This is a genomic window from Neobacillus sp. YIM B06451 (genome assembly GCF_032667185.1).
Lineage (GTDB): Bacteria > Bacillota > Bacilli > Bacillales > Cytobacillaceae > Bacillus_D.
In genome coordinates, this window is the sequence record NZ_JAVFKJ010000009.1 from 64,913 (window position 1) to 87,966 (window position 23,054).

Here is a 23,054-nt window from a genome sequence, read left to right on the forward strand (position 1 = left end):
CAGGCAGATGACTTGCAGAAGTTTTTCAGGATATACTAAAATGTCTTTATCTTACTATGGAGAATAATGGAGGTTTTTGCCATGAAGAACCTGGAAGTTAAAATCGAATTTTGCATGATGTGAAACTACGCCCCAAAAGCCGCGGGTCTCGCGGAGGATCTTTTCACACATTTTCGCCGGGATATTACCAAAATGGAACTCATACCGGCCTCGGGAGGAATTTTCGAGGTATACGTAAACGGCGATAAGATTTATTCAAAGGATGAAACAGGAGTATTCCCGAAGTCGGATGATATAATATCAAAATTGGAATCACTTTAATGCAACGCTCTCCCGAAGGTGGCTTCGGGAGAGTTTTTCTTTTATCATTAGTGCTCCTAATTCCGTTTAGCTTATATGCAAAAATGATATAATGAAGTCAATATTCTTTTGGTGAAGGAGTTTTTCGCTTGAAACAGTTGCTTCGTTCAATCCCGCCAATTCACGAGCTCCAGCAGGAGGACCGATTCCTAAGCCTAATGGAAGACACAGGGCTTGATTCCAGCCAGCTTGTCCAGCACGTTCGTACGGCCATTGGCGAAATACGGGATTCCATCCTGTCCGGTTTGTGGTCCGGACCGTCTCCTGGAACCTCCGAATTTGTGGATGAGTTCTTTTCGATGCTTGAAGCCAAAGTAGCCGAGGACTTCTCCTATACATTAAAAAAAGTCATCAATGCAACGGGTACAATCCTCCATACAAACTTGGGCAGAGCGCGGCTGAGCGAGGAAGCAATTCGACATGCCACCGAAGTAGCAGGAAATTATTCAAACCTTGAATACAAGCTGGAGGAAGGAGAGAGGGGCTCGCGGCACAGCCATATTGAAAAGTTATTGACAGAAATAACTGGAGCGGAAGCGGCAATGGTTGTTAATAATAACGCCGCGGCTGTTTATCTGATCCTTCGGTCCCTCGCCGAAAACAGGGAAGTTATCGTTTCGAGGGGCCAGCTTGTCGAAATCGGCGGTTCGTTCAGAATTTCTTCCATCATGGAGGAGAGCGGCGCGCAGCTTGTCGAAATCGGAACGACTAACAAAACCCATCTTTTCGATTATGAAAATGCAATTTCCGAAAATACGGCCATGATCATGAAAGTCCATACGAGCAACTTCAAGACAATCGGTTTTACAAAATCGGTCGATACTTTGGAGCTTTCTAGTTTAGCCGCCGTCCACAAGGACATTATATTTTACGAAGACCTTGGAAGCGGGGCTTTGTATGATTTCCGCAAACACGGGATTGGCGAGGAACCACATGTAAGGGAAGTTATTGAAATGGGAGTGGATATCGTCTCATTTAGTGGGGACAAACTCCTTGGCGGCCCCCAGGCAGGTATCATCGCAGGAAAGAAGCACCTCATTGATAAATTAAAGAAACATCAGCTTGCAAGGGTAGTAAGAGTCGATAAAATGACACTCGCTGCTTTGGAGGGAACGCTGCTCGCCTATGCCAAGGGAGAAAAAGGGATGTTGGGCATACCGACAATCCGGAACCTTTTGACAGGTCCGGAAGAACTGAAGGAACGGTCGGATGCTTTCATTAGGAGTCTTTTTGCAAAAACGGGCAGCTATAAGGCAAAGGCGGTTCCTGCTTCAGGCCAGGTTGGAGGAGGGACGATGCCGGATGTCAATCTCCCATCTTATGCGGTTTCTCTTATCCATGAGTCCCTTTCCGCAGAGCAGCTTGCCACTAAACTGAGGAAGGATGCAATTGAACCAATCATCGTCCGCATCCAGAACGAGGAAGTGTTAATTGATCTGCGCTCGGTGAATTCTCTGGAAGAAGAAATCATTATTGAATCTTTAATCAAGTGGTGAAGTAACCTCCAGTTTCCGGTAAGGCCCCTGCCAATTTCAGGGGCCTTTTTCTTAATACATATTGCCTAGTTCTAGTTCTTTTCTTTACATGTCGTGGTGGGAGTTATGTTTTTGGCGGGAATGCTGGCGGTTTTTCACTTTATGCGACCCGCTCATCGGTTCAGGCTGACTAACGTTTTGGACATTCTCGGCATTTTGCCTGTTCGGTTTTTTAGCCATTTCAATCCCTCCTTTCCCTTAGGATGGGTAAAGGGAACATTTCTATGCTGTTTAACGGTGGAAGGCCTGCCAATCAATCGTTGTATAAATCCTTTGGTGCTGGATAATTTAACGGTACATGCTTAACATCACGAAGGAGTGGACACAATGCCATACCATAAAAACAAGCAGCAGGCTTTTCAGGCAGCCCAACAGGGAGTCGAGGAGGCCAGAGATTTGTTCGCTGAAATTGTCCGTGACAGCGCAAGCTACGGGCATCAACTTAAACATTTAAAAAATGAAGTTAATGAGGCATATCAGCAAATAGAAAACGCCCTGGAAGTTGCTTCCGAACACCAGAGGATCCAGTTGGAACAGTTCCGGGATGATTTACAAAGAATGGTTGAAGAAGTGAATAATTTTAATTGAAAGCTTAAACATTCAAAAATCATTATACCTTTAGAAAAAACAGGCTGGGTGCCTGTTTTTTTCCGTTTACCTAATTTTTATTTCATTACTAAAAGCATCAAAGTGAATGCTTGTTGTTAAAAATTAAGCAAACCGTTTCTGGCTGGATCGGGACAAAGATTGAGTATTAGGACCTGCATGGGTCCCGATAACCCTGGAATTGGGACTCAGATTGCGTTATAGGACCCACATGAGGCCCTATACATCTGGAATCGAATCTAAGTTTGTGTTTTTGTTAGGAATTATTTTTTTTACCTGCCAAAGGAAAAGGCTTGGAACGACGGCCAAGCCTTTCACATGAATTACTGGTTCTTTTTGCGTTTTTTATTGTTCTGCCTTTCCATTTCGGTCAAAGGCTCGTTTCCGGCTTCTTCATTGTATCCCGCGCCCATTCCCTGTGCCTTTGCGGCATTCATGCCTGGACGGACATGATTCGACCTTCGTTTGGCCATACTTTCACCCCCACATACTATTCTTCCCAGAAACACCTAGGCAATTAATATGTTTTCCACAATAATAATTTTAGCTATCAAGAAAGATAAGCAGCAGTTTACGAGCCTTGATTTTCCAAGGAAAAAATGCCTGTAAGAGATTTACTATAAGAAAAACTTATTATATTTCATAAATTTCCGGTCATTTACTCTTTGACTGCGCTGTATTACGATATAATTGTGAGAAAAGTCGCGAAGGAGCGGATAAATACAAACCTTTCGACTTTTATAAATTTTTCCTATATTATTGGGTTGATGAATTGAAGGGGGAGTACCAAATGGCGAAAAATGATGTTTTCAATGCCCGCTCTTCATTTGAAGCAAACGGTAAACAATACCATTATTACCGTCTTGCCGCACTTGAAGAAGCAGGCGCAGGCAATGTTTCCAAGCTGCCATATTCCATTAAAGTATTATTAGAATCCGTCCTTAGGCAGCATGATGGGCGTGTTATTACGAAAGAGCATGTTGAAAACCTGGCGAAATGGGGCACAAACGATGTAAGGGAGGTAGATGTTCCTTTCAAACCTTCCCGTGTCATTCTTCAGGACTTTACCGGCGTTCCGGTTGTAGTCGACCTTGCATCCCTTAGGAAAGCGGTTGCAGACCTTGGCGGAGACCCGGATAAAATCAATCCAGAAAAAACGGTTGATCTCGTTATCGACCACTCCGTACAGGTTGACCAATACGGCGGACCGGGTTCCCTTGAAGCGAACATGGTTCTTGAATTTGAACGAAACGCTGAACGTTACCAGTTCCTAAACTGGGCACAAAAAGCATTCAACAACTATCGCGCAGTGCCACCTGCAACGGGTATCGTCCACCAGGTAAACCTTGAGTACCTTGCGGATGTCGTCCACGTTGCCAAAACAGCGGACGGCGAACTCGAAGCTTATCCGGACACACTTGTCGGTACCGACTCCCATACGACAATGATCAACGGCCTTGGCGTTCTCGGCTGGGGGGTTGGCGGCATTGAAGCTGAAGCAGGAATGCTTGGCCAGCCATCTTATTTCCCTGTACCTGAAGTAGTGGGCGTCAAGCTAGTTGGAACTCTTCCAAATGGCGCGACAGCTACTGACCTAGCATTGAAAGTGACTCAGATTCTCCGTAGCAAGGGAGTGGTTGGCAAGTTCGTTGAATTCTTCGGGCCAGGTGTATCCGCGCTTCCATTAGCGGACCGCGCAACCATTGCCAACATGGCTCCGGAATATGGCGCTACATGCGGATTTTTCCCGATAGATGATGAATCCCTTGATTATTTGCGCCTGACTGGCCGCGATGAAGACCAGGTTAAAGTAGTTGAAGCATACTGCAAGGCAAATGGCCTGTTCTTTAATCCTGAAGAAGAGCCTGTTTACACAGATGTAGTTGAGATCGATCTTTCCATTATCGAAGCGAACCTTTCCGGCCCTAAGCGCCCACAGGATTTGATTCCTCTTTCAAAAATGAAGGAAGAGTTCGTGAAGGCTGTAAGTGCGCCGCAAGGAAACCAGGGCTTCGGCTTGAAAGAAAAAGAGCTTGGTAAAGAGGTTCCTGTAACATTCCATAATGGCGACCAAACAGTGATGAAAACTGGTGCTGTTGCAATCGCAGCGATTACAAGCTGTACTAATACATCCAACCCGTATGTTCTTGTAGGTGCAGGCCTAGTAGCAAAGAAAGCTGTCGAGCTTGGAATGGAAGTTCCGAAGTTTGTCAAAACTTCCCTCGCTCCAGGATCGAAGGTTGTAACAGGCTACCTTCGTGATTCCGGCTTGCTTCCATATCTTGAACAGCTTGGATTCAACTTAGTCGGCTACGGCTGTACGACTTGTATCGGTAACTCCGGACCACTCCGTGAGGAAATTGAAAAAGCCATTGCTGAGAGCGACCTTCTTGTTACATCCGTCCTTTCAGGGAACCGTAACTTCGAAGGCCGGATCCATCCACTTGTAAAAGCGAACTATCTTGCTTCTCCGCCGCTTGTTGTTGCTTACGCGCTTGCAGGCAATGTCAACGTCGACTTAAAGAGCGAGCCAATCGGTAAAGACAGGAATGGCAATGATGTATTCTTTAACGATATTTGGCCATCAACAGATGAAGTAAATGAAGTGGTTCACAAGACAGTTACTCCTGAGCTATTTAGGAGGGAATACGAAAACGTGTTTAGCGACAACGAGCGTTGGAATGAAATCAAAACAAGCAATGAGCCGCTATACACATGGGATGTGGATTCAACTTATATCCAGAACCCTCCATACTTTGAAGGGCTTTCCCCTGAGCCAGGCCTTGTCGAACCGCTTACAGACTTGAGGGTAGTCGCGAAGTTTGGCGATTCTGTAACGACCGACCATATTTCGCCTGCGGGAGCGATTGGCAAAAATACGCCTGCAGGACAATATCTGCTTGAAAAAGGGGTTCAGCCTCGTGATTTCAACTCCTACGGTTCACGCCGCGGCAACCACGAAGTCATGATGCGTGGAACTTTTGCGAACATCCGCATCCGCAATCAGATTGCGCCGGGCACAGAAGGCGGGTTCACTACCTACTGGCCTACTGGGGAAGTTACGACTATTTTTGATGCGTGCATGAAGTACAAGGGGGAAGGAACAGGCCTTGTTGTCATTGCAGGCAAAGACTATGGCATGGGATCTTCCCGTGACTGGGCGGCGAAAGGAACAAACCTTCTAGGCATTAAGACGGTCATCGCCGAAAGCTTTGAGCGCATACATCGTTCCAATCTCGTCATGATGGGCGTCCTTCCGCTTCAGTTTAAGGAAGGCGAAAACGCGGAATCACTAGGATTATCCGGAAAAGAAACCTTTACAGTCCATGTGGATGAAAACGTCCGCCCAAGGGATCTTATCAAAGTGACTGCTGTGGATGAGGAAGGGAAAACGACTGAATTTGAAGTACTTGTGCGCTTTGATTCGGAAGTTGAAATCGACTACTACCGTCACGGCGGAATCCTGCCAATGGTTCTCCGCGAAAAGCTGAAAGCCTAATTAAAGGCCATATTAAAACACCATGCAGCCTTAATGCCGCATGGTGTTTTTTGTTAACTTCTTGATTCCGCCTTGTTTTCTTCCCATTCTTTCAGGAGGATTTTTTCCTTTTCAGGGGATATGCCTGCTTTCAATTCCGCACAATTTCGTGTTAGATCCCATGTTAAGGTATCCCGGACAGTTTTTTCAACCGGGCTGAATAATAGACCCGACCGCAATGCTTTATCTATGTTAAACGAAAATCCGCCTTTTGCCGTATTGACCGAATCCCCATTTGTTTCAGGAAGCCATAGGGGCATTTCGGTCCACGGGGCCACCTTACGTTCCAGGAGAAATGTTTCATCGACCCACTTTATTTCTGCATTGCTGCCGGAGACGGCTTGTATCGTTTCCAACAATGCTCCCATTTCCAGAGGGGATTCTGGCCCGGTAGCATTGTATGTGCCAGCAGCTTTGTTTTCCATCATTAAAAGCAGCCATTTACCAAGGTCGCGAATATCAATGAATTGAATTTTTCTTTTTGGGCTACCCGGCGCAAGAACGCGGCCGCCTCGAGCAACACGGTTAATCCAATAAGTGAACCTGTCAGAATAATCATCCGGGCCAACAAGCAGCCCCGCCCTGACATTCAGGACTCTTCCAGGCATGTTTCTCTCTGCTTCGCGCTCACAAAGAGCTTTGAACTCACCATAGTATTCCATTAATGGCCCTGTTGCTCCGCTGGATAATTCGTCCGCCTTTTCCGGAGCAATTTCAAGGACAGGGGCAGATTCATCCATATTTTCCTTACTCCAGTCCTTGTATACCGATATGCTCGATATGAAGGTATACTGGCCGGCCTGCCCGCCAAGCAGTTCTGTAGACCTCCTTACGGTCGAAGGGACATAACCGCTCGTATCAAGCACCGTATCCCAATACCGTCCTTTCAGGCCACTTAAATCCCCGAATCGGTCTCCTATAATTACTTCAACATCAGTAAAGGTATTGTGATTGCCTCGATTAAATAAAGTAATCTCATGGTTTTGTTTCAAGGCTTCCTCAACAAACGCTTTTCCAAGAAACCTGCTACCTCCAAGCACAAGAATTTTCACTACGCATCCCCCTTTCTTCTCTTGATTTTAACAGGAACAAGCCAAATGCGATATTGTTGTTGGTAAATTTATCTAAAATTTCTAAAAAACAAAACAACTACACCATGAAGTACATTTGTCACATTATCGGCACGATTATGGCCAATAGGCATGTTTATTTCCCCACTAGGGATAGTGTAAAATCGGTATAGAGTTAAAAGGAGGGGCGCAAGTGGCGAAAAAATGGATTGCAGGCATTTTAATCATCTTCTTAATGGCGATTGCGATTGTCCAGGCGCTTGATAAAAAGGAAGAACCAACGGAGTCGGAAGAAGCGGTGGCCCAAGGGGTAAAGGAAGGGGCAAAAGCACCGGACTTTGAACTTAAAACGCTGACAGGGGAAACTGTTAAACTATCCAGCTTAAAGGGAAAAAAAGTCATGTTAAATTTCTGGGCAACATGGTGCGGACCTTGCAAAGCGGAAATGCCAGCCATGGAGCAATTATACAAGGAAGCGGATGACAATGTTGCCATTCTGGGCGTAAATATCGATCCCCAATTGGATGTAAAGGGGTTTGTCCTAGAGAATGGCATTACGTTCCCAATCCTGCTTGATGAAAAAGATGAAGTAAACACAACTTACCAAATCATTTCGATTCCCACTACATTTTTTATTGATAGCAACGGAATCATTCAGGATAAAGTTATCGGTGCCATGCCTCATGACGCCATGGTGGGATACATTGAAAAATTGAATTAACAGAATTGCCGCTGGGTTACTGCCTGCGGCTTTTTTTAAAGTTCAATTACGTTTCGATTAAATTTTCAAAAAGTTGTAATAATTGAAATCGTTTGTGGGCATACTAACTGTTAGAATAGTAAGTAAGGGAAGGTGATAACATGCGAAAGCCTCGGAAACGCACATTTGCTGAGCTTGTTATGGAAAACAAGACACAAATTTTAAAAGACGAAGCGGCACTGGAAAAAATCGAGCAGCGCCTTGAAGCTAAACGTCTTGGCAAAGCTGAATAGAGCATTGATTTCCAATCATGATTTTTAGTCTCCTGGCAAAACTAATCGCAGGAGGGATGAAGATGGGAAATCCAAAGAAACACAGCCAGCATTTCTCGCCGGACCATCTTGGGACACAACCAAGAGGGTTCAGCGGCAACAAAGGCAAAAAGATGCAGGATAAATCAGGGGAGCATGCCCAGGTAATCCAAACTAAGGGAGAATAGGGCAGCATTTAGTCCCCTGCCATTACATGAAAGCAAACAATCCAAAAGCCCGGGAAACCGGGCTTTTTGCATTGGCCATTTTCTGCTCATAATTTCCCGGACACAGCTCATCCTAAAATAGAACGATTGATATTTAAAGGAGGAAAACAGGATGCCGTTTGGAAATAAGCCAAAGCCGGATGACAGAAGCGACAATGTAGAAAAGTTGCAAGAAATGATTCAAAACACGATTGAAAATATGGAACGAGCCGAGGAAACAATGGCTCTCAGCGATAGTGATGAAACAAGGCGGCAGGTTGAGGAGAAAAACGAACGCAGGCGGGAAAGCATTGAGGCTATGAGGGAGGAAGTAAGGGATGAGGCCCGCGCCAACGGCCAAATAACGGAATAATGGAAGGGAGGGCTTGTACTTTTCAAGGCCCTCCTTTCCATTATTCAAATCTCTTCGAACGATAAATCGAAGGCTGATACGTCGCGATGCGCTTACCGGTATGATAACATAGGAAAAAGAAAAAAAGAGTTTTCAGGAAGTGGGGAAAAACAATGTTAATCAGCGAGACAACCGTCGAAGTACGCTACGCGGAAACGGACCAGATGGGGGTCGTCTACCACGCTAACTATCTTGTGTGGATGGAATTGGGAAGGACAAGTTTTATCAAGGACCTGGGCTATAGCTATGCGAAAATGGAGGAGGACGGAATCATTTCCCCGGTTATCGATATCCAGGCTTCTTACAAAAAAGCAATGAGATATGGAGAAAAAGCGAAAGTTAAAACGTGGGTCGAGGAATACGATGGCTTCAGGGTCAAATATGGATATGAAATTCTAAATGAAGAAGGGGAACTAGCCGTTACAGGTTTTTCTGTCCATGTATGTGTAAAGAAAGAAAATTTCCGTCCAGTTTCACTTAAACGGCTTTATCCTGATTGGCACGAGTCCTATCTAGAAGCTTCCAAAAAGGAAGACTGATAGGGGGAAAATCGGGTGGCTTTTGGAATTAAGAAAAAGGACGTACAGGAATGGAAACGAAAGATTGACCGAGGCGAAATCGCATTCTTGACCCACTACTGGCTGGATGAACGTTTTCCCGATTGCAAAACCGTAACGAAAGCGGGCTGCAATGACATCGAAAAGCTTGCGGAGTGGGGGAAAAAACACGGTTTGAGAAAAGAATGGATTCACCAGCGGCCTGATGGGTATCCACATTTTGACCTTCTTGGAGAAAAGCAGAGAGAAATCCTGCTCGCCGAAGGATTGTATGAGCATATTTGGGAAAAGAAAAATGGCGGCCTGTAGAGGGTCGCCATTTTGCATTAATGGTAGAGAAATACAGGTTCCTGGCGTTGTTCATCCAGTTCTACCTCCACGTCTTTCCCGTCAAAATACCATAAATCCTTTTCTTCAATATAGAATAGTAATCCGCCGCTTTCAGTCGTCACGGCAGCGTCCATAGGCTCATCAGAAATCACTCCGAGGGAAAAACCTTTCTGAAGCTGGTTGAAGCCCCCATAACGGACAAAGAAACGGATAGGGGTTCCATCACTCGCCCCGAATTCATCTTTATACCACTTTGCCGCTTTGCTGCTAACATTTAATTTCATGTAAATGCCTCCTCCCGCGTCTTTATTATTTACCAAAACGAGTGTTAATGCAAAAAAACAAACCCTAAAAAAATAGCTCCGCATTAACGGAGCCATTGGTTCATGTGGCGAATCGTTTCGTCCTGCAGTTTTTGAGCGCCAGCAACTCCATATTGGGCAGCTTCGCCAATCGGTATTACGCTGAAATTGCGGCGGTTTTTCCTGTAGACAAAGGTCGGCTGGAAGGAAGGAGAACCGATTTCCACGGTTGTTCCTTTACTATTAACCCTTTTGGTAAGCTTTAGCGTAACGAGGCCACCGATATCCTTGTAATCACCAATCTGCGCGGAAAGGAAATTTCCGAGAGAGTAAACGACGAACGTCCTTTTTCCGTCCTTGCGTTTTATCCATTCCATTGGCTGGAGGACATGGGGATGGGAACCGAAAATAATATCGACTCCCTGGTCCGCCATGAACGCTGCAAGGCGTTTTTGTTCTTCAGTTGGAAAGCGTTGGTACTCACTTCCCCAATGGACGCTGACTATAACGGCATCGCTAATCCTTTTGGCCTTGGCGATGTCCTTTTTCATCAGCTCCCTGTCAATCAAATTAACAGCGAATTCCTTGCCTTGCGGAATCGGTATACCATTCGTTCCATACGTATACGATAAGAAGGCGAGCCGGATGCCGTTTTTTGAAAGGACGGTTATCTTATCCCTTCTCTCGTTGCTGTCCGCCGTCCCGGTAAAGGGGAGGCCAACTTTAGCAAAATGGTCTATCTGGGCCTGTACGCCCCGATACCCTTTATCAAGGGAATGGTTGTTCGCAGTTGAAACAATATCGACCCCAGCTTTCATGACAGCTTCGGACAACTCGAACGGACTATTGAAATTAGGGTAGCTCGAAACACCCAATTCACTACCGCCAACGAGACTTTCCTGGTTTGCAGTCAAGATGTCGGGTGCTTGGAGCATTTCTTTTACCGGTTCGAACATCCGGTTGAAATCGTATCCTTTAGCCGTTTTTGCATCATTGTAAACATGGTCATGGATCAGAATATCCCCAATGGCACCGATTGTCGCGCTTTCAACAATTTCTTTCGGTGCACCCGTATATTGGCGTTCCTTATGGAGCGTCGGTGCGGGAAGATCCTCGGGCTTTTGGGTTGAGCAGGCGTATAATAGGAAAACCAAAATGAATCCAGCCACCATCAATTTTCTATGAATCCGGAATTCCTTCACGGGAAGTCCTCCTGTTAAGCAAATTGTTTTCAATGCAGGGCACAGTGATTTATTATAAATGGTAGCCTTTTGCATTTCATCTTATTTTTTTAATAAAAGGCAAAAAATGAATATAATAATCAAACGGGGTGACAAAATGTTCACAATTACGGAAGCCGCCTACCAAACCATTGCCAAGTCAATTGAAAATGAAACCCCATCAAACGGCGACAAACTGTATATTCGCCTGACTATGGGAATTGGCTGAGGCGGCCCAAAGCTGAACCTGTCTCTGGAAGAGCAGAAGTTAACCAATGACCACGAATTTGACTATAACGATTTGACTTTCCTGATCCATGAGAACGATAACGTGTATTTCAACAACACTAAGCTTGATTTCGTAAAAGACGTCTTTGGAAGCGGAAAATTCCAACTTCTTAAAGTCTAAAAAAACGGTGCCCCTTAATAGGGACACCGTTTAAAATTTGCTTTTACCGGAAATCTAATTCGTCCATTTCTTCAAAGAATCCAATCAGCTCATCAAACGTTTTAGTCACTTTTACCGGTTTGCCGGAACAGGACCAGTCAGGCGTGTATGGATAAAATTCAACAATGAATTCTTCTTTGGAAGGAGCAGGGGTAACGGAGGAAGAAAAGACAAATTCAAACTTCTTGGCATTCAAATCAGGCATGGGAATTCTCCTCTCACTATTACAATTCCGTATATGTCTATTGTAAAGGAAAGAAATTTCCATATCCGGCAATGATATGAATGATTCGTGAATTTTATGTATCAATGTCATGAGCAAACAGGAATCTTAATCGGAAATAAAATGGAAAACAGCGATCCCACTCCCGCTTTGCTTTCCACTTGGATAGAAGCACCGTGTTCCTCAATGATTTTTCTACTAATATTTAATCCGAGCCCATTACCATTCGGCTTTGTTGAAAAGAAAGGGGTGAACAGCCGGTTAACAGTTTCCGGTTCCATCCCGCACCCATTGTCTTTAATGCCAATAATGAATGCATCCTTCTTGGTTTTCGTGAAAATCGCTATTTCCCGACTATGCAAATGGGGAGCTGAATCAATCGCTTCAATGGCGTTCTTTAACATATTTATGAGAACCTGTTTAAATTGGCTGGCATCGAGTATGAACGTAAAATCTACCTCAGAAAGGCTTGCCACAAGCCGGATATTCCGAAGAATACATTCACTTTCATAAAGCAAGATAACTTCTTTTACAAGTTGATTAATTGAGGTCTTTGTTTTTACATTTGACGGGTGTTTTGTCCCGCTTAAAAATTCGCTGATAATCTTGTCCGCCCTGTTTATTTCCTCTATTGACACCGAAGCATAACGTTCTTTTCCCAACTCTTTTAACTCGGGCATTAGAAGTTGCAGGAACCCCTTTACAATGGTCAAAGGATTCCTGATTTCATGTGCGATTCCCGCCGCGAGCTTTCCAATTTCCTCCCGCGTATCGTTCAAAGCCCTTAGTTCATCAATTTTTTGATATAGAGAATCAAGGCTTATATCCAGGAATTCCTTAAGCCCTGCCTTGCTGTTATGTAGTTCCTCTCTGCCAGAGAGTGGAATGCAATAAACCATAACCATTCCTTCCCGGCCCTTAGACTTATATACATTAAAATAGTGTTTCTTGTTATTTTCATCAAACAATGCAAGTACAATGGGCTCATCAGAAAATGAAGACTGGAAAAACTCCTTGGCATCATTGAAAAATTCGCCATCCACTAAGTTAAAAAACGACTGCCTCTCCGAAAATAGGTTAATAGCGGAAGGAGAAGCTCCCTGAATAGCAAACTTGTGATCGAGAAGAAAACATGGAAAGGGGAGATTTGCAATTTCAATTACCATTAAGCATCCGACCATCCTTAAAAAGTTTTCTTGTCGAACTCTGGATAATAGCCATGAAAAGATTGTGAATCAGTTTAATTTCCATAAATTTTCATTATAATGATACAAAATATGAACCTTACTTACAATCGCTTATCCGGAAAATAACTGCTGGTTTCTCAGCGCCATTCATTTTTTTCTTCAAACTTTATATCTAATTTCCCAATAATTTTTAGGTCCTAGTACCCTTGTCATTTTCAGGTATCCCTGTTTTTCCTCATTAAAAATGGCTGTAAGGGAGCTTGTCCATCCCTTACAGCCATTTAATTTTGGGTTCCGTTTTATTCATGATTCTCTTAATGTTCGCCCTGTGCCTGTAAAAAACAAATAACGCCAAGATACTTACGATAATGATGAGCGGTACATCCCTTGGAGATATCAGTAGAGAATAAGCCACTGCACCGACTCCTGCCATCATGGAAGAGAGGGAAACATATTTTGTAAGATATAAAGAAATGATAAAAATTGCAAAGATGACAAGGAACATGATAGGTACGTAAAACAGAAGAACTCCCCCTGAGGTCGCGACGGCCTTTCCTCCCCTGAAGCCAGCGAAAATCGGATACATATGTCCAATTACCGCAAACACGCCCGGAATTAACGCGTTGAAATCATCATAGCCAACGAGCGTCGGCAGGGCAGCTGCAAGGGTTCCTTTCAGAATATCGGCCAAAGTGACGGCAATTCCCGCTTTTACGCCCAACGTCCTGAAAGTATTTGTTCCCCCAAGGTTCCCGCTTCCATGCTGGCGGATATCCTTGTTATAAAAAACCTTTCCGATAATGAGTCCGGAAGGGATGGATCCTAGCAGGTACGCCATCACACAAAAAAGAACAATTTCAATCATACATAAATCTCCTTTACCTTCAGTTGCAGATGTTTAGATGAAAGGTTGTAGCGGAACCCCCGCTAAGGGAAGTTTCACTTTATCCCACTCTTAAGGGACAGTAAGCCTGAAGGGCAACTGTCCCTAAAGGTCCGATTGGTTCAACTAGCCCTCAGCGGAAAGACACCGCTGAGGGAAGTTTCACTTTATTGTACCATTTTCTTTTTAAAACGCCATATAGCCTAAAAAGGATTTTTTAAAACCTGAATGAAGGCAGTGGTTCCTATAGCATAAGGGCAGCTTGTTTGCTAGGATAAAAACTAGGAAAGGACGGTTCAGGATGGGTACATATAAGGATAATAAGCAATCGAGTTTGATGGAAATATTTCTTGTTTCGTTAAAATTGGGCTGTACGTCGTTTGGGGGGCCAACAGCCCATATAGGCTATTTCCATAATGAGTATGTAAAGAAGAAAAAATGGCTCGAGGAGCGGGAATTTACAGAGTTGATTGCCTTATGCCAGCTGCTGCCTGGGCCGGCGAGCAGCCAGGCGGGATTTGGTATTGGCTTAAAGCGAGGCGGAGTTGCAGGAGGGATCGCCTCGTTTGCGGGGTTTACCCTTCCGTCATTTGCTCTGATGGCGATATTCGCATTCGTCCTTACGGGGATTGATCCAGCAGGAAATGGCTGGCTGCACGGACTGAAAATTGTAGCCGCTGCTGTCGTTCTCCAGGCTGTGTACTCTTTAGGTAAAAACTTTGCCTCTACAAAGGTAACTGGTACAATCGCGACCTTCGCCGCGGCAGCGATGTTCCTTTTTCCTTATTCAATTGCGCGGTTGGCCGTAATGGCAGCAGCGGGGATCGCTGGCTATCTGTTCTGCAATAAGCAGGAAGGAGAACCAATCACCGGTACTTTCACGAATGTATCCAAGAAACTGGCGGTAGTCTGTCTGGCGGTTTTTTGCCTATTGTTCATCCTGCTCCCAGTCCTTCGAAATTTCGGAATGGAATTCGTACTGGCAGACAGTTTTTACCGAAGCGGCGCTCTTGTCTTTGGAGGGGGGCATGTTGTCCTTCCGCTTCTCGAACGGGAACTAATCCCAACCGGTTTCATTTCGAATGGGGACTTTCTCGCTGGGTATGGCCTTGTCCAGGCAATGCCTGGCCCGTTATTCACGTTTTCCGCCTATCTCGGCGCGGCGATTGATGGATGGACAGGTGCGGTTATAGCGATTATTGCCATCTTCCTTCCGGGTTTTTTGCTTCTATTGGCTGTTTTGCCATTTTGGGGAAAAATCCGGTCAAGGCCTGCTATCCAATCCGTGGTTGCCGGGTTGAACGCCGGAGTTGTTGGGCTGCTTGCTGGCGCTTTTTATGATCCAATTTTCATTTCGTCAATTACATCCAGGATGGATGCCGCTCTCTTTGCTTTATTTTTTGGTTTGCTGGCCTTTTGGAAAATACCTCCGTGGCTCCTCGTTGTCATTGGGGCTGGAGCGGGGTACACACTCCTTTAACACTGAAAAAGGATTTACATAAATACGTCCAAAAAAAGGCGAACTTTTTACAATTTGATGGATTATTGCCAAAAGCCGCCATTTCGAATTGAACAATCCGGAAGACATTTCTATAATTTTACATATAGGAGTTCCTATAGTTTCCGCCGGCCAGGCTTGTACGTAAGGCCGGCTTATTTTTTCAAATCCATTTAAAAGGTTGTGAGCGAGCATGGATTCATGGGAAGAGAAACAAGGGGAATCACCAACCGGCGTTGCCTTTCCAGTTGGCAGGTACCCACTTAGTATTTTTCAGCTAGATTCCAAAGGAATGATTATTGCTGTTGATGAGGAGTGGGAATCGATAACCAGCCTTTGTCCTACCGAATCAATTGGCCAAAACTTCCTCGATATTTTCAGCTTCGATCCTCTTTCAAGGGGCTACTGCGATTTCCTTCCCCTCATTAAAAACGAAAAACGCTCTTTATTCACCAAAAAAGGAAAGTTTACATGCGTTACCGTATCTGTACTTCCCATTTTATTAGATGACGGTACAATTCATGGGTATTCCGGCGCTATGATCGATTGTTCAAGCCCATTTTTACATGAAGAACAGGGGCAATTTGAGCCAAAAAGCCTAATTTTTAAGCTTTCTTCGGAAATAGAAAAAAACAGGCAAAAGGATGCGATTCTTATACAACAATCGAGGCTTGCCGCGATGGGTGAAATGCTCGCAAGTATTGGCCATCAATGGAGGCAGCCTTTGAACAATTTATCGATGCTTTTCCAGGAAGCAAGGGAAGCGCTGGAATTCGGCGAAATTAACGAACAATTTGCGGACATATTTATAAAAGATGGGCTTGAGCAGGTACAAGTGCTGTCCCGGACCATCCATGACATCCGGAAATTTTACCGCCGAAACCAGGAAAAGTCGTTCTTCTCTGTTGCAGATGCGATCGAGGATGCATTGTCCCTTTTCTCGCCAAGCCTCAAAAAGCACGAAATTAATATTGAATTCATCTACAGGGGACAGCAAATGGCGTTCGGCTATCCGAATGAATTCAGCCAGGCAATCCTGAATTTGCTTGCCAATTCAAGGGACGCTTTTGTCCACAAAGGAATGGAAAACAGGAAAATTACGATTTCGATTGAAGATGAAGATTGTTTTACCGAAACTATCTTTACTGACAACGCCGGAGGAATTGATCCATCCTACATAACACATATTTTTGACCCCTATTTTACAACAAGGCCTGGAGGAACCGGTTTGGGGCTATATATGGTCAAAACGATTGTTGAACGCATGGAAGGGAACTCAGTGGTTGAAAACGATCATTCAGGGGCGCTGTTCAGGCTATCGATCCCCAAAGCATTTAATCAGGCACAGAATAAGCTGGCGGATTAGCCCAAACCCTCGTTCTCTTTTTATCCTCAAAAAAGCAGAATTAAGGCATTTTTTTATGGGAAAAGGTAAACTAAAGCTAAAAGAATAAGGAGGAAACGTGCTCATGCTGACTTATCCTAGCCGTGTAGAGATAAAGGAAATCCTTAATAAGGCAAAAAGAATCGCTGTCGTTGGCCTAAGTGATAATCCAGAAAAAACGTCCTATATGGTATCCGAAGCGATGCAAAAGGCAGGCTACGAAATCATCCCTGTGAATCCGGCAATTAAAGAAGCGCTTGGGGTAAAAGCGGTACCATCTTTAAAAGACATCGAGGGGCATATTGACATTGTTAACGTATTCCGCCGACCCGAGTATTTGCCCGGGGTTGCCAAGGAGTTCGCAGAAATTGATGCTGATGTTTTCTGGGCGCAGCTTGGCCTTGAAAGCGAAGAAGCGTATCATTTTCTGAAAGAAAGAGGATATACCGTTATTATGGACCGCTGCATAAAGGTGGAACATGCTTTAACCAGAAGGTAACATAATTGAAAACGGCTGCCCCAAGGGCGGCTTTTTTCGTGCTGTACATAACAAAAATAGCCAAAAATCATGTAAAACCAACGGAAATTTGAAAGAACTGGTTTGCGAAAACGAAATAAATCGCTACAATAAAGCATAGACGGCAGGACAAGTTATGGTAAAATTAACTTGCGAACATCCGTTCTTGACCAAAGTTTACCGGTAATCCCACACTTAACGGGACATAACCATCATTGGGGGATGAACCCACTTTGATGTAGTTTCACTTTATTTGATGCCTAAAAGGATGATAGAGATAAAAGTCAAATCCTTTGGCAGGGCATGAAAGGGGTATGTTAGTGTCAGCAAACCAACAAGCTTTTACTTATAATGATGATGCCATCCAAGTCCTTGAGGGATTGGAGGCAGTCAGGAAGCGCCCGGGTATGTATATCGGGAGTACTGATGCAAGAGGGCTCCATCATCTTGTTTACGAAATTGTCGACAACTCGGTCGATGAAGCGCTTGCCGGATATGGCAACCATATTATCGTGAGAATCCACAAGGATAATTCAATCAGCGTCATTGATAAAGGGCGCGGAATGCCAACTGGAATGCACAAGCTTGGCAAACCGACACCCGAAGTTATCCTGACGGTCCTGCATGCCGGAGGAAAGTTCGGCCAGGGGGGCTATAAAACAAGCGGAGGCCTCCATGGTGTGGGCGCCTCGGTAGTCAATGCCCTATCGGAATGGCTCGTTGTCACAATTAAAAGGGACGGTTTCGTCTATGAACAGCGGTTTGTAAATGGAGGAAAACCGGCAACCACCCTTGAGAACATTGGAAAAACGAACCAAACAGGAACGACCATTCATTTCAAACCGGATCCGTCTATTTTTTCCGTCACCACCTATAACTTTGAAACGCTTTGCGAAAGGCTAAGAGAATCAGCCTTCCTATTAAAAGGCATGAAGATAGATATTATTGACGACCGGAACGGCATACAGGAATCCTTCCATTATGAAAATGGAATAGAAGCGTTTGTCGAATATTTGAATGAAGGCAAGGAAGTCCTTCACCCGGTCGTAAGCTTCGAGGGCTCAACGAACGGGATTGAAGTTGAATTTTCCTTTCAATTCAATGATGGCTATTCGGAAAATGTCCTTTCATTCGTAAACAACGTTCGGACAAAGGACGGAGGTACGCACGAAGTTGGCGCAAAGACGGCGATGACAAGGGTTTTTAACGATTACGCCCGCAAGGTTTCCCTCCTGAAGGAAAAAGATAAAAACCTTGACGGCGCCGATATCCGTGAAGGGCTTTCTGCGATTGTTTCGGTCCGCATTCCCGAAAACCAGCTCCAATTTGAAGGGCAGACAAAGGGAAAGCTGGGCACGAGCGAAGCAAGGTCTGCAGTCGATTCAGTCGTTTCCGAACATCTCTCCTATTTCCTTGAAGAGAATCCCGATATAAGTTCCTTGCTTATTAAAAAATCAATTAAGGCGTTCCAGGCAAGGGAAGCTGCCCGGAAGGCACGGGAAGAGGCGAGGAGCGGGAAAAAGCGGAAGCGCGCTGATGCAATTCTATCCGGCAAGCTGACTCCGGCGCAATCACGCAATCCACAGAAGAACGAACTTTACCTGGTGGAGGGGGACTCCGCGGGAGGGTCGGCAAAACAAGGCCGCGACCGCAGATTCCAAGCTGTCCTTCCATTAAGGGGTAAAGTTATCAATACCGAAAAAGCAAAGCTTCAGGATATTTTTAAAAATGAAGAAATCAACACAATCATCCACGCAATCGGCGGAGGAGTCGGGACTGATTTCAATGTTGAAGATATCAATTACGACAAGATTATCATCATGACCGATGCCGACACGGACGGTGCGCATATCCAGGTGCTTCTCCTGACATTCTTTTACCGCTACATGAAGCCCCTTGTTGAAGCCGGTAAGGTCTTTATAGCCCTTCCGCCGCTTTTCAAAGTGAGCAAGGGTACCGGCAAGAAGGAAGTCATTGAGTATGCCTGGAACGAAGATGAACTGCAGGGCGCCATCAAAAAGGTTGGCAAGGGCTATATGATTCAGCGCTATAAAGGACTCGGTGAAATGAACGCCGACCAGCTGTGGGAAACGACAATGGACCCTGAAACAAGGACATTGATCAGGGTGAAAATCGATGATGCGGCAAGAGCGGAACGCAGGGTCACAACCCTGATGGGCGATAAAGTAGAACCCCGCAGGAAGTGGATTGAATCAAATGTTGCATTTGGCCTGGAAGAAGAGGATGAACTTGATACGATTCTTGAAAATGAAAATATTACCGTCGCCGAGGAGGAGATAGGGCAATGAGCATGACAGAGAAATTCCGTGACCTTCCCCTTGAAGATATACTTGGCGACAGGTTTGGCAGATACAGCAAATACATTATCCAGGAGCGGGCACTTCCTGATGCGCGGGACGGACTGAAGCCAGTCCAACGGCGAATCCTGTATGCTATGCATGTCGAAGGGAATACCCATGAAAAAGGATTCAGGAAATCCGCGAAAACAGTCGGTAACGTTATAGGCAATTACCATCCACATGGCGATTCGTCTGTTTATGAAGCGATGGTGCGGATGAGCCAGGATTGGAAAGTCCGTAATGTACTCGTCGAAATGCATGGCAATAACGGAAGCATGGACGGCGACCCGCCGGCCGCGATGCGTTATACGGAAGCGCGGCTGTCCTCCATTTCAACTGAACTGCTCAGGGATATTGACAAACAGACTGTCGACTTTATCCCAAACTTCGATGACACAACAAGCGAGCCTACTGTTTTGCCGTCCATGTTCCCGAACTTACTCGTGAATGGTTCGACCGGTATTTCCGCCGGTTATGCGACCGATATCCCGCCCCACAACCTTGGCGAGGTAATTGATGGCGTTATTATGAGGCTGGAAAATCCAGACGTATCTGTGGAACAGCTGATGACGGCCATTAAAGGACCAGATTTCCCGACCGGAGGAATCATCCAGGGCGTAGATGGAATAAGGAAAGCATATGAAACAGGGCGCGGGAAAATCATTGTCCGCAGTAAGGCCGAGATAGAAGATATCCGCGGCGGAAGGCAGCAAATCGTCATTACTGAAATACCATATGAGATTAACAAGGCAAACCTCGTTAAAAAAATGGATGAATTCAGGCTCGACAGGAAGCTTGAAGGGATTTCCGAAATCCGGGACGAGACCGACCGGACAGGCCTCAGGATCGTCATTGAATTGCGCAAGGATGCGGATGCTTTGGGCGTCCTGAATTATCTATATAAAAACAGTGACCTGCAAGTGGCCTATAACTTCAATATGGTCGCAATCCACAACAAACGGCCTGTGTTGATGGGACTCAGGGAGCTACTTGATGCTTATATCGGCCATCAAAAAGAAGTCGTTACAAGAAGGTCGCAATATGAGCTAAGGAAAGCACGGGAAAGGCAGCATATCGTAGAAGGCCTCATGAAGGCACTGTCGATTCTTGATCAGGTGATCGCCGCCATCCGAGCTTCGAAAGATAAACGGAATGCAAAGGATAACCTTATCGCAAAATTCGGGTTTACTGAGCCGCAGGCCGAAGCGATTGTTTCCTTGCAGCTTTACCGGTTGACAAATACAGATATTACCGCGCTCAGGAAAGAAGCCGAGGAGCTTTCTAAAAAAGTCGAAGAGCTCCAATCCATTCTTGGCAGTGAAAAGAAACTTTTCAGCGTCATTAAAAAAGACCTGAAGGATGTTAAAAAGCGTTTCGCGGACGCCAGAAGGTCAAGTATTGAAGAAGAAATCGAAGAACTGAAAATCAATCTTGATGTAATGGTCCCAAGCGAGGATGTCATCGTAACGGTGACTAAGGAAGGGTATATCAAACGGACAAGCCTCCGTTCGTTCAGCGCCTCAAACGGGCAAGATTTGGCGATGAAGGATTCCGACCGGATGTTCGCGCAGATGGAAATGAACACGAAGGATGTCCTGCTTCTCTTTACATCCAAAGGAAATTATCTTTACATGCCCGTGCACGAGCTTCCTGACATCAGGTGGAAGGATATGGGGCAGCATGTCGCCAATATCATTCCAATCGACCGGGATGAAGAACTCATCAAAGCGATTCCAGTTAAAGATTTTGAAAACGACTCGTATCTCCTGTTCGTCACCAGGAATGGAATGGTCAAGAAAACGGAATTGAAGCTTTATAAGGCGCAACGCTACTCCAAGCCGCTGACCGCAATCAACCTGAAAGGTGCCGACCAGGTTATCGATGTTCACGTAACCGACGGCTCACAGGAACTGTTCCTCATTTCCCATTATGGGTATGCGTTATGGTTTGATGAGGCGGAGGTCAGCCCAATTGGCATCAGGGCAGCCGGGGTGAAAGGAATGAACCTGAAGGAAGGCGACTTTGTGGCCGGCGGGAAAGTGATTGGCCCGGAAGGCAAGGAATCAATCACTATTGTCACCCAGCGCGGGGCAATGAAAAAAATGAAATTAAAGGAATTTGAAAAGGCCGGACGCGCGAAACGGGGAGTCGTCGTCCTGCGGGAACTGAAAGCCAATCCGCACCGCGTAGTCGGCGTTGAAGCGGTTGAAGACCTCGACCAGCTCTTCATCCTGACTGAAAAAGGCCAGCTTCTTTCCATAAAAGCGGGCGACCTGAAATTTAGCGACCGCTATTCAAACGGCTCGTTTATTTTGGATGAAGGGGAAAGCGGAAAAGCCGTCTCCCTTTGGAAGGAAACCCATGGAGAAGAAACTGAACAAGCATAGCTGACAAAGGGCTGCCCTGCTTTTGGCGGCCCTTTCTCCTTTAATGGGCAGATCATTTGGCTGCCGTTTTTAGCTTCCTCCGCGAGATTGCCCTTGATTCGGGGCATTTGGTAGTGTCGGGCCATGAGTGATCAAACCAAATGACAAAACACGACAATTTTAACCAATTTTTCTAGTAATCTTTCAGCCAGTTTATTATACTATTTATTAATATTGTTAATTTTTTTGAAGGAGGCAACTACTTGTACTGTCCTAATTGCAACACGTTAAATGATGATTCCGCCCGTTTTTGCAGCAAATGCGGGGAATACCTCGAAAAGAAAGAACCGAAAATATGTCCGGACTGCGGTACTGAAGGGAAAAAGGGCGATCCCTTCTGCAATATGTGCGGCTATAAATTCCCTGATGCCAATGCGCCAATCCAAACAGCACCGCCAACGAATAACTATGGCAACACTGGCACCGCAGATGGTTTTGGAGGGAGCAATGGCGGTTTTCAATCAGGCCCTTCACACAATTACGGGTCCTACTCCGCATTTGGCGCCGATGCGGATAATGTACGGTATGCAAATTTTGGCGAAAGGCTTGTAGCACTTATAATCGATTCGGTTATTCTAGGCGTCGCTGGATTCATCCTTGGAATTGTATTTGTATTCATTGACGATACCGGCATTCTCACGAATTTGATTTCCCTTATTATTGGTATTGCCTATAAAGCGGGAATGGAAGGTTCTTCCTACCAAGCCACACTAGGGAAAATGGCAATGGGTATAAAGGTAATTGGTCCTGATGGCGGGCGAATCAGCTATGGCAGGGCCATCGGCAGGTACTTCGCGACATTCCTGTCTTCAATCATTTTAGGGATTGGTTACCTGATGGCTCTCTGGACAAAACAAAAACGGACCCTTCATGACTTTGTTGCCGATACGTATGTAATCAAAAAATAAGAGCACGAAACCCCCTTTACTTTTTAGAAACGGGGGTTTTTCATTTGTCTTTTTGATAGGGATAGGCAATCGT

Annotated in this window: 23 protein-coding genes and 1 pseudogene; 16 read left to right on the forward strand and 8 right to left on the reverse strand. The window is 45.2% G+C overall.

Annotated features, from left to right (window positions below):
* Nucleotides 1-135: 135 nt before the first annotated feature.
* Together RB160_RS24035 and selA are read left to right on the forward strand one after the other, a co-directional pair.
* A pseudogene (locus tag RB160_RS24035) lies at nt 136-321 on the forward strand (Rdx family protein); the annotation flags it as partial.
* Between the two features lie 128 nt (nt 322-449).
* Nucleotides 450-1,856, forward strand: a complete 1,407-nt coding sequence (gene selA / locus RB160_RS15315; RefSeq protein ID WP_316571296.1) for an L-seryl-tRNA(Sec) selenium transferase — start codon at nt 450-452, stop codon at nt 1,854-1,856.
* Nucleotides 1,857-1,940: 84 nt separating this feature from the next.
* Here selA and RB160_RS15320 read toward each other — a convergent pair whose 3' ends face one another.
* Nucleotides 1,941-2,075: a small acid-soluble spore protein P gene (locus tag RB160_RS15320; RefSeq protein WP_082306883.1), complete on the reverse strand. Its 135-nt coding sequence runs from the start codon at nt 2,073-2,075 to the stop codon at nt 1,941-1,943.
* Nucleotides 2,076-2,222: 147 nt separating this feature from the next.
* Between RB160_RS15320 and RB160_RS15325 the strand changes: the two genes are divergently transcribed.
* The gene (locus tag RB160_RS15325; protein WP_316571297.1) at nt 2,223-2,483 is read left to right on the forward strand and encodes a hypothetical protein; all 261 of its coding nucleotides are present in this window, start codon (nt 2,223-2,225) and stop codon (nt 2,481-2,483) included.
* 341 nt (nt 2,484-2,824) lie between these two features.
* Here RB160_RS15325 and sspO read toward each other — a convergent pair whose 3' ends face one another.
* On the reverse strand, nt 2,825-2,974 hold the full coding sequence (gene sspO, locus RB160_RS15330) for a small acid-soluble spore protein O (protein ID WP_316571298.1): 150 nt from the start codon (nt 2,972-2,974) through the stop codon (nt 2,825-2,827).
* Nucleotides 2,975-3,291: 317 nt separating this feature from the next.
* Here sspO and acnA point away from each other — a divergent pair, with 317 nt between their 5' ends.
* Nucleotides 3,292-6,000, forward strand: coding sequence for an aconitate hydratase AcnA (gene acnA / locus RB160_RS15335; RefSeq protein WP_316571299.1), 2,709 nt, complete (start codon nt 3,292-3,294; stop codon nt 5,998-6,000).
* Nucleotides 6,001-6,053: 53 nt separating this feature from the next.
* Here acnA and RB160_RS15340 read toward each other — a convergent pair whose 3' ends face one another.
* Nucleotides 6,054-7,091, reverse strand: a complete 1,038-nt coding sequence (locus RB160_RS15340; RefSeq protein WP_316571300.1) for an SDR family oxidoreductase — start codon at nt 7,089-7,091, stop codon at nt 6,054-6,056.
* A gap of 211 nt (nt 7,092-7,302) precedes the next feature.
* On the opposite strand from RB160_RS15340, the gene RB160_RS15345 reads away from it, so the two are divergent.
* From RB160_RS15345 to RB160_RS15370, 6 genes are all read left to right on the forward strand, one after another.
* Nucleotides 7,303-7,830, forward strand: coding sequence for a redoxin domain-containing protein (locus tag RB160_RS15345; protein ID WP_316571301.1), 528 nt, complete (start codon nt 7,303-7,305; stop codon nt 7,828-7,830).
* A 140-nt stretch (nt 7,831-7,970) separates the two neighbouring features.
* A complete protein-coding gene (locus tag RB160_RS15350; RefSeq protein WP_316571302.1) occupies nt 7,971-8,102 on the forward strand; it encodes an FbpB family small basic protein in 132 nt (43 codons plus the stop codon).
* Between the two features lie 62 nt (nt 8,103-8,164).
* Nucleotides 8,165-8,308, forward strand: a complete 144-nt coding sequence (locus tag RB160_RS15355) for an acid-soluble spore protein N (protein ID WP_316571303.1) — start codon at nt 8,165-8,167, stop codon at nt 8,306-8,308.
* A 151-nt stretch (nt 8,309-8,459) separates the two neighbouring features.
* Nucleotides 8,460-8,699, forward strand: coding sequence for a small acid-soluble spore protein Tlp (gene tlp / locus RB160_RS15360; RefSeq protein WP_316571304.1), 240 nt, complete (start codon nt 8,460-8,462; stop codon nt 8,697-8,699).
* A gap of 152 nt (nt 8,700-8,851) precedes the next feature.
* Complete coding sequence (locus RB160_RS15365; RefSeq protein ID WP_316571305.1) at nt 8,852-9,277, forward strand: acyl-CoA thioesterase; 426 nt, start codon at nt 8,852-8,854, stop codon at nt 9,275-9,277.
* A gap of 15 nt (nt 9,278-9,292) precedes the next feature.
* Nucleotides 9,293-9,604 carry a hypothetical protein gene (locus RB160_RS15370; RefSeq protein WP_316571306.1) on the forward strand — a complete coding sequence of 104 codons (312 nt, stop codon included), beginning with the start codon at nt 9,293-9,295 and terminating at the stop codon, nt 9,602-9,604.
* Nucleotides 9,605-9,621: 17 nt separating this feature from the next.
* On the opposite strand, the gene RB160_RS15375 is transcribed toward RB160_RS15370, so the two are convergent.
* The 5 genes from RB160_RS15375 to plsY form a co-directional block, all read right to left on the reverse strand.
* A complete protein-coding gene (locus tag RB160_RS15375) occupies nt 9,622-9,909 on the reverse strand; it encodes a HesB/YadR/YfhF family protein (RefSeq protein ID WP_316571307.1) in 288 nt (95 codons plus the stop codon).
* 83 nt (nt 9,910-9,992) lie between these two features.
* On the reverse strand, nt 9,993-11,129 hold the full coding sequence (locus RB160_RS15380) for a CapA family protein (RefSeq protein ID WP_316571308.1): 1,137 nt from the start codon (nt 11,127-11,129) through the stop codon (nt 9,993-9,995).
* 470 nt (nt 11,130-11,599) lie between these two features.
* Nucleotides 11,600-11,800, reverse strand: a complete 201-nt coding sequence (locus RB160_RS15385) for a hypothetical protein (protein WP_316571309.1) — start codon at nt 11,798-11,800, stop codon at nt 11,600-11,602.
* Between the two features lie 107 nt (nt 11,801-11,907).
* On the reverse strand, nt 11,908-12,984 hold the full coding sequence (locus RB160_RS15390; RefSeq protein ID WP_316571310.1) for a two-component system sensor histidine kinase NtrB: 1,077 nt from the start codon (nt 12,982-12,984) through the stop codon (nt 11,908-11,910).
* Nucleotides 12,985-13,276: 292 nt separating this feature from the next.
* Nucleotides 13,277-13,870 carry a glycerol-3-phosphate 1-O-acyltransferase PlsY gene (gene plsY, locus RB160_RS15395; RefSeq protein ID WP_316571311.1) on the reverse strand — a complete coding sequence of 198 codons (594 nt, stop codon included), beginning with the start codon at nt 13,868-13,870 and terminating at the stop codon, nt 13,277-13,279.
* A 319-nt stretch (nt 13,871-14,189) separates the two neighbouring features.
* Between plsY and chrA the strand changes: the two genes are divergently transcribed.
* From chrA to RB160_RS15425, 6 genes are all read left to right on the forward strand, one after another.
* Complete coding sequence (gene chrA, locus RB160_RS15400) at nt 14,190-15,368, forward strand: chromate efflux transporter (RefSeq protein WP_316571312.1); 1,179 nt, start codon at nt 14,190-14,192, stop codon at nt 15,366-15,368.
* Nucleotides 15,369-15,579: 211 nt separating this feature from the next.
* On the forward strand, nt 15,580-16,752 hold the full coding sequence (locus RB160_RS15405; protein ID WP_316571313.1) for an ATP-binding protein: 1,173 nt from the start codon (nt 15,580-15,582) through the stop codon (nt 16,750-16,752).
* A gap of 103 nt (nt 16,753-16,855) precedes the next feature.
* Nucleotides 16,856-17,269: a CoA-binding protein gene (locus RB160_RS15410; RefSeq protein WP_316571314.1), complete on the forward strand. Its 414-nt coding sequence runs from the start codon at nt 16,856-16,858 to the stop codon at nt 17,267-17,269.
* Nucleotides 17,270-17,607: 338 nt separating this feature from the next.
* On the forward strand, nt 17,608-19,596 hold the full coding sequence (parE, locus tag RB160_RS15415; RefSeq protein WP_316571315.1) for a DNA topoisomerase IV subunit B: 1,989 nt from the start codon (nt 17,608-17,610) through the stop codon (nt 19,594-19,596).
* Nucleotides 19,593-22,034, forward strand: coding sequence for a DNA topoisomerase IV subunit A (gene parC / locus RB160_RS15420; protein ID WP_316571316.1), 2,442 nt, complete (start codon nt 19,593-19,595; stop codon nt 22,032-22,034). Before parE ends, parC begins: the two co-directional genes overlap by 4 nt.
* A gap of 242 nt (nt 22,035-22,276) precedes the next feature.
* On the forward strand, nt 22,277-22,981 hold the full coding sequence (locus RB160_RS15425) for an RDD family protein (protein ID WP_316571317.1): 705 nt from the start codon (nt 22,277-22,279) through the stop codon (nt 22,979-22,981).
* Nucleotides 22,982-23,054: the final 73 nt, after the last annotated feature.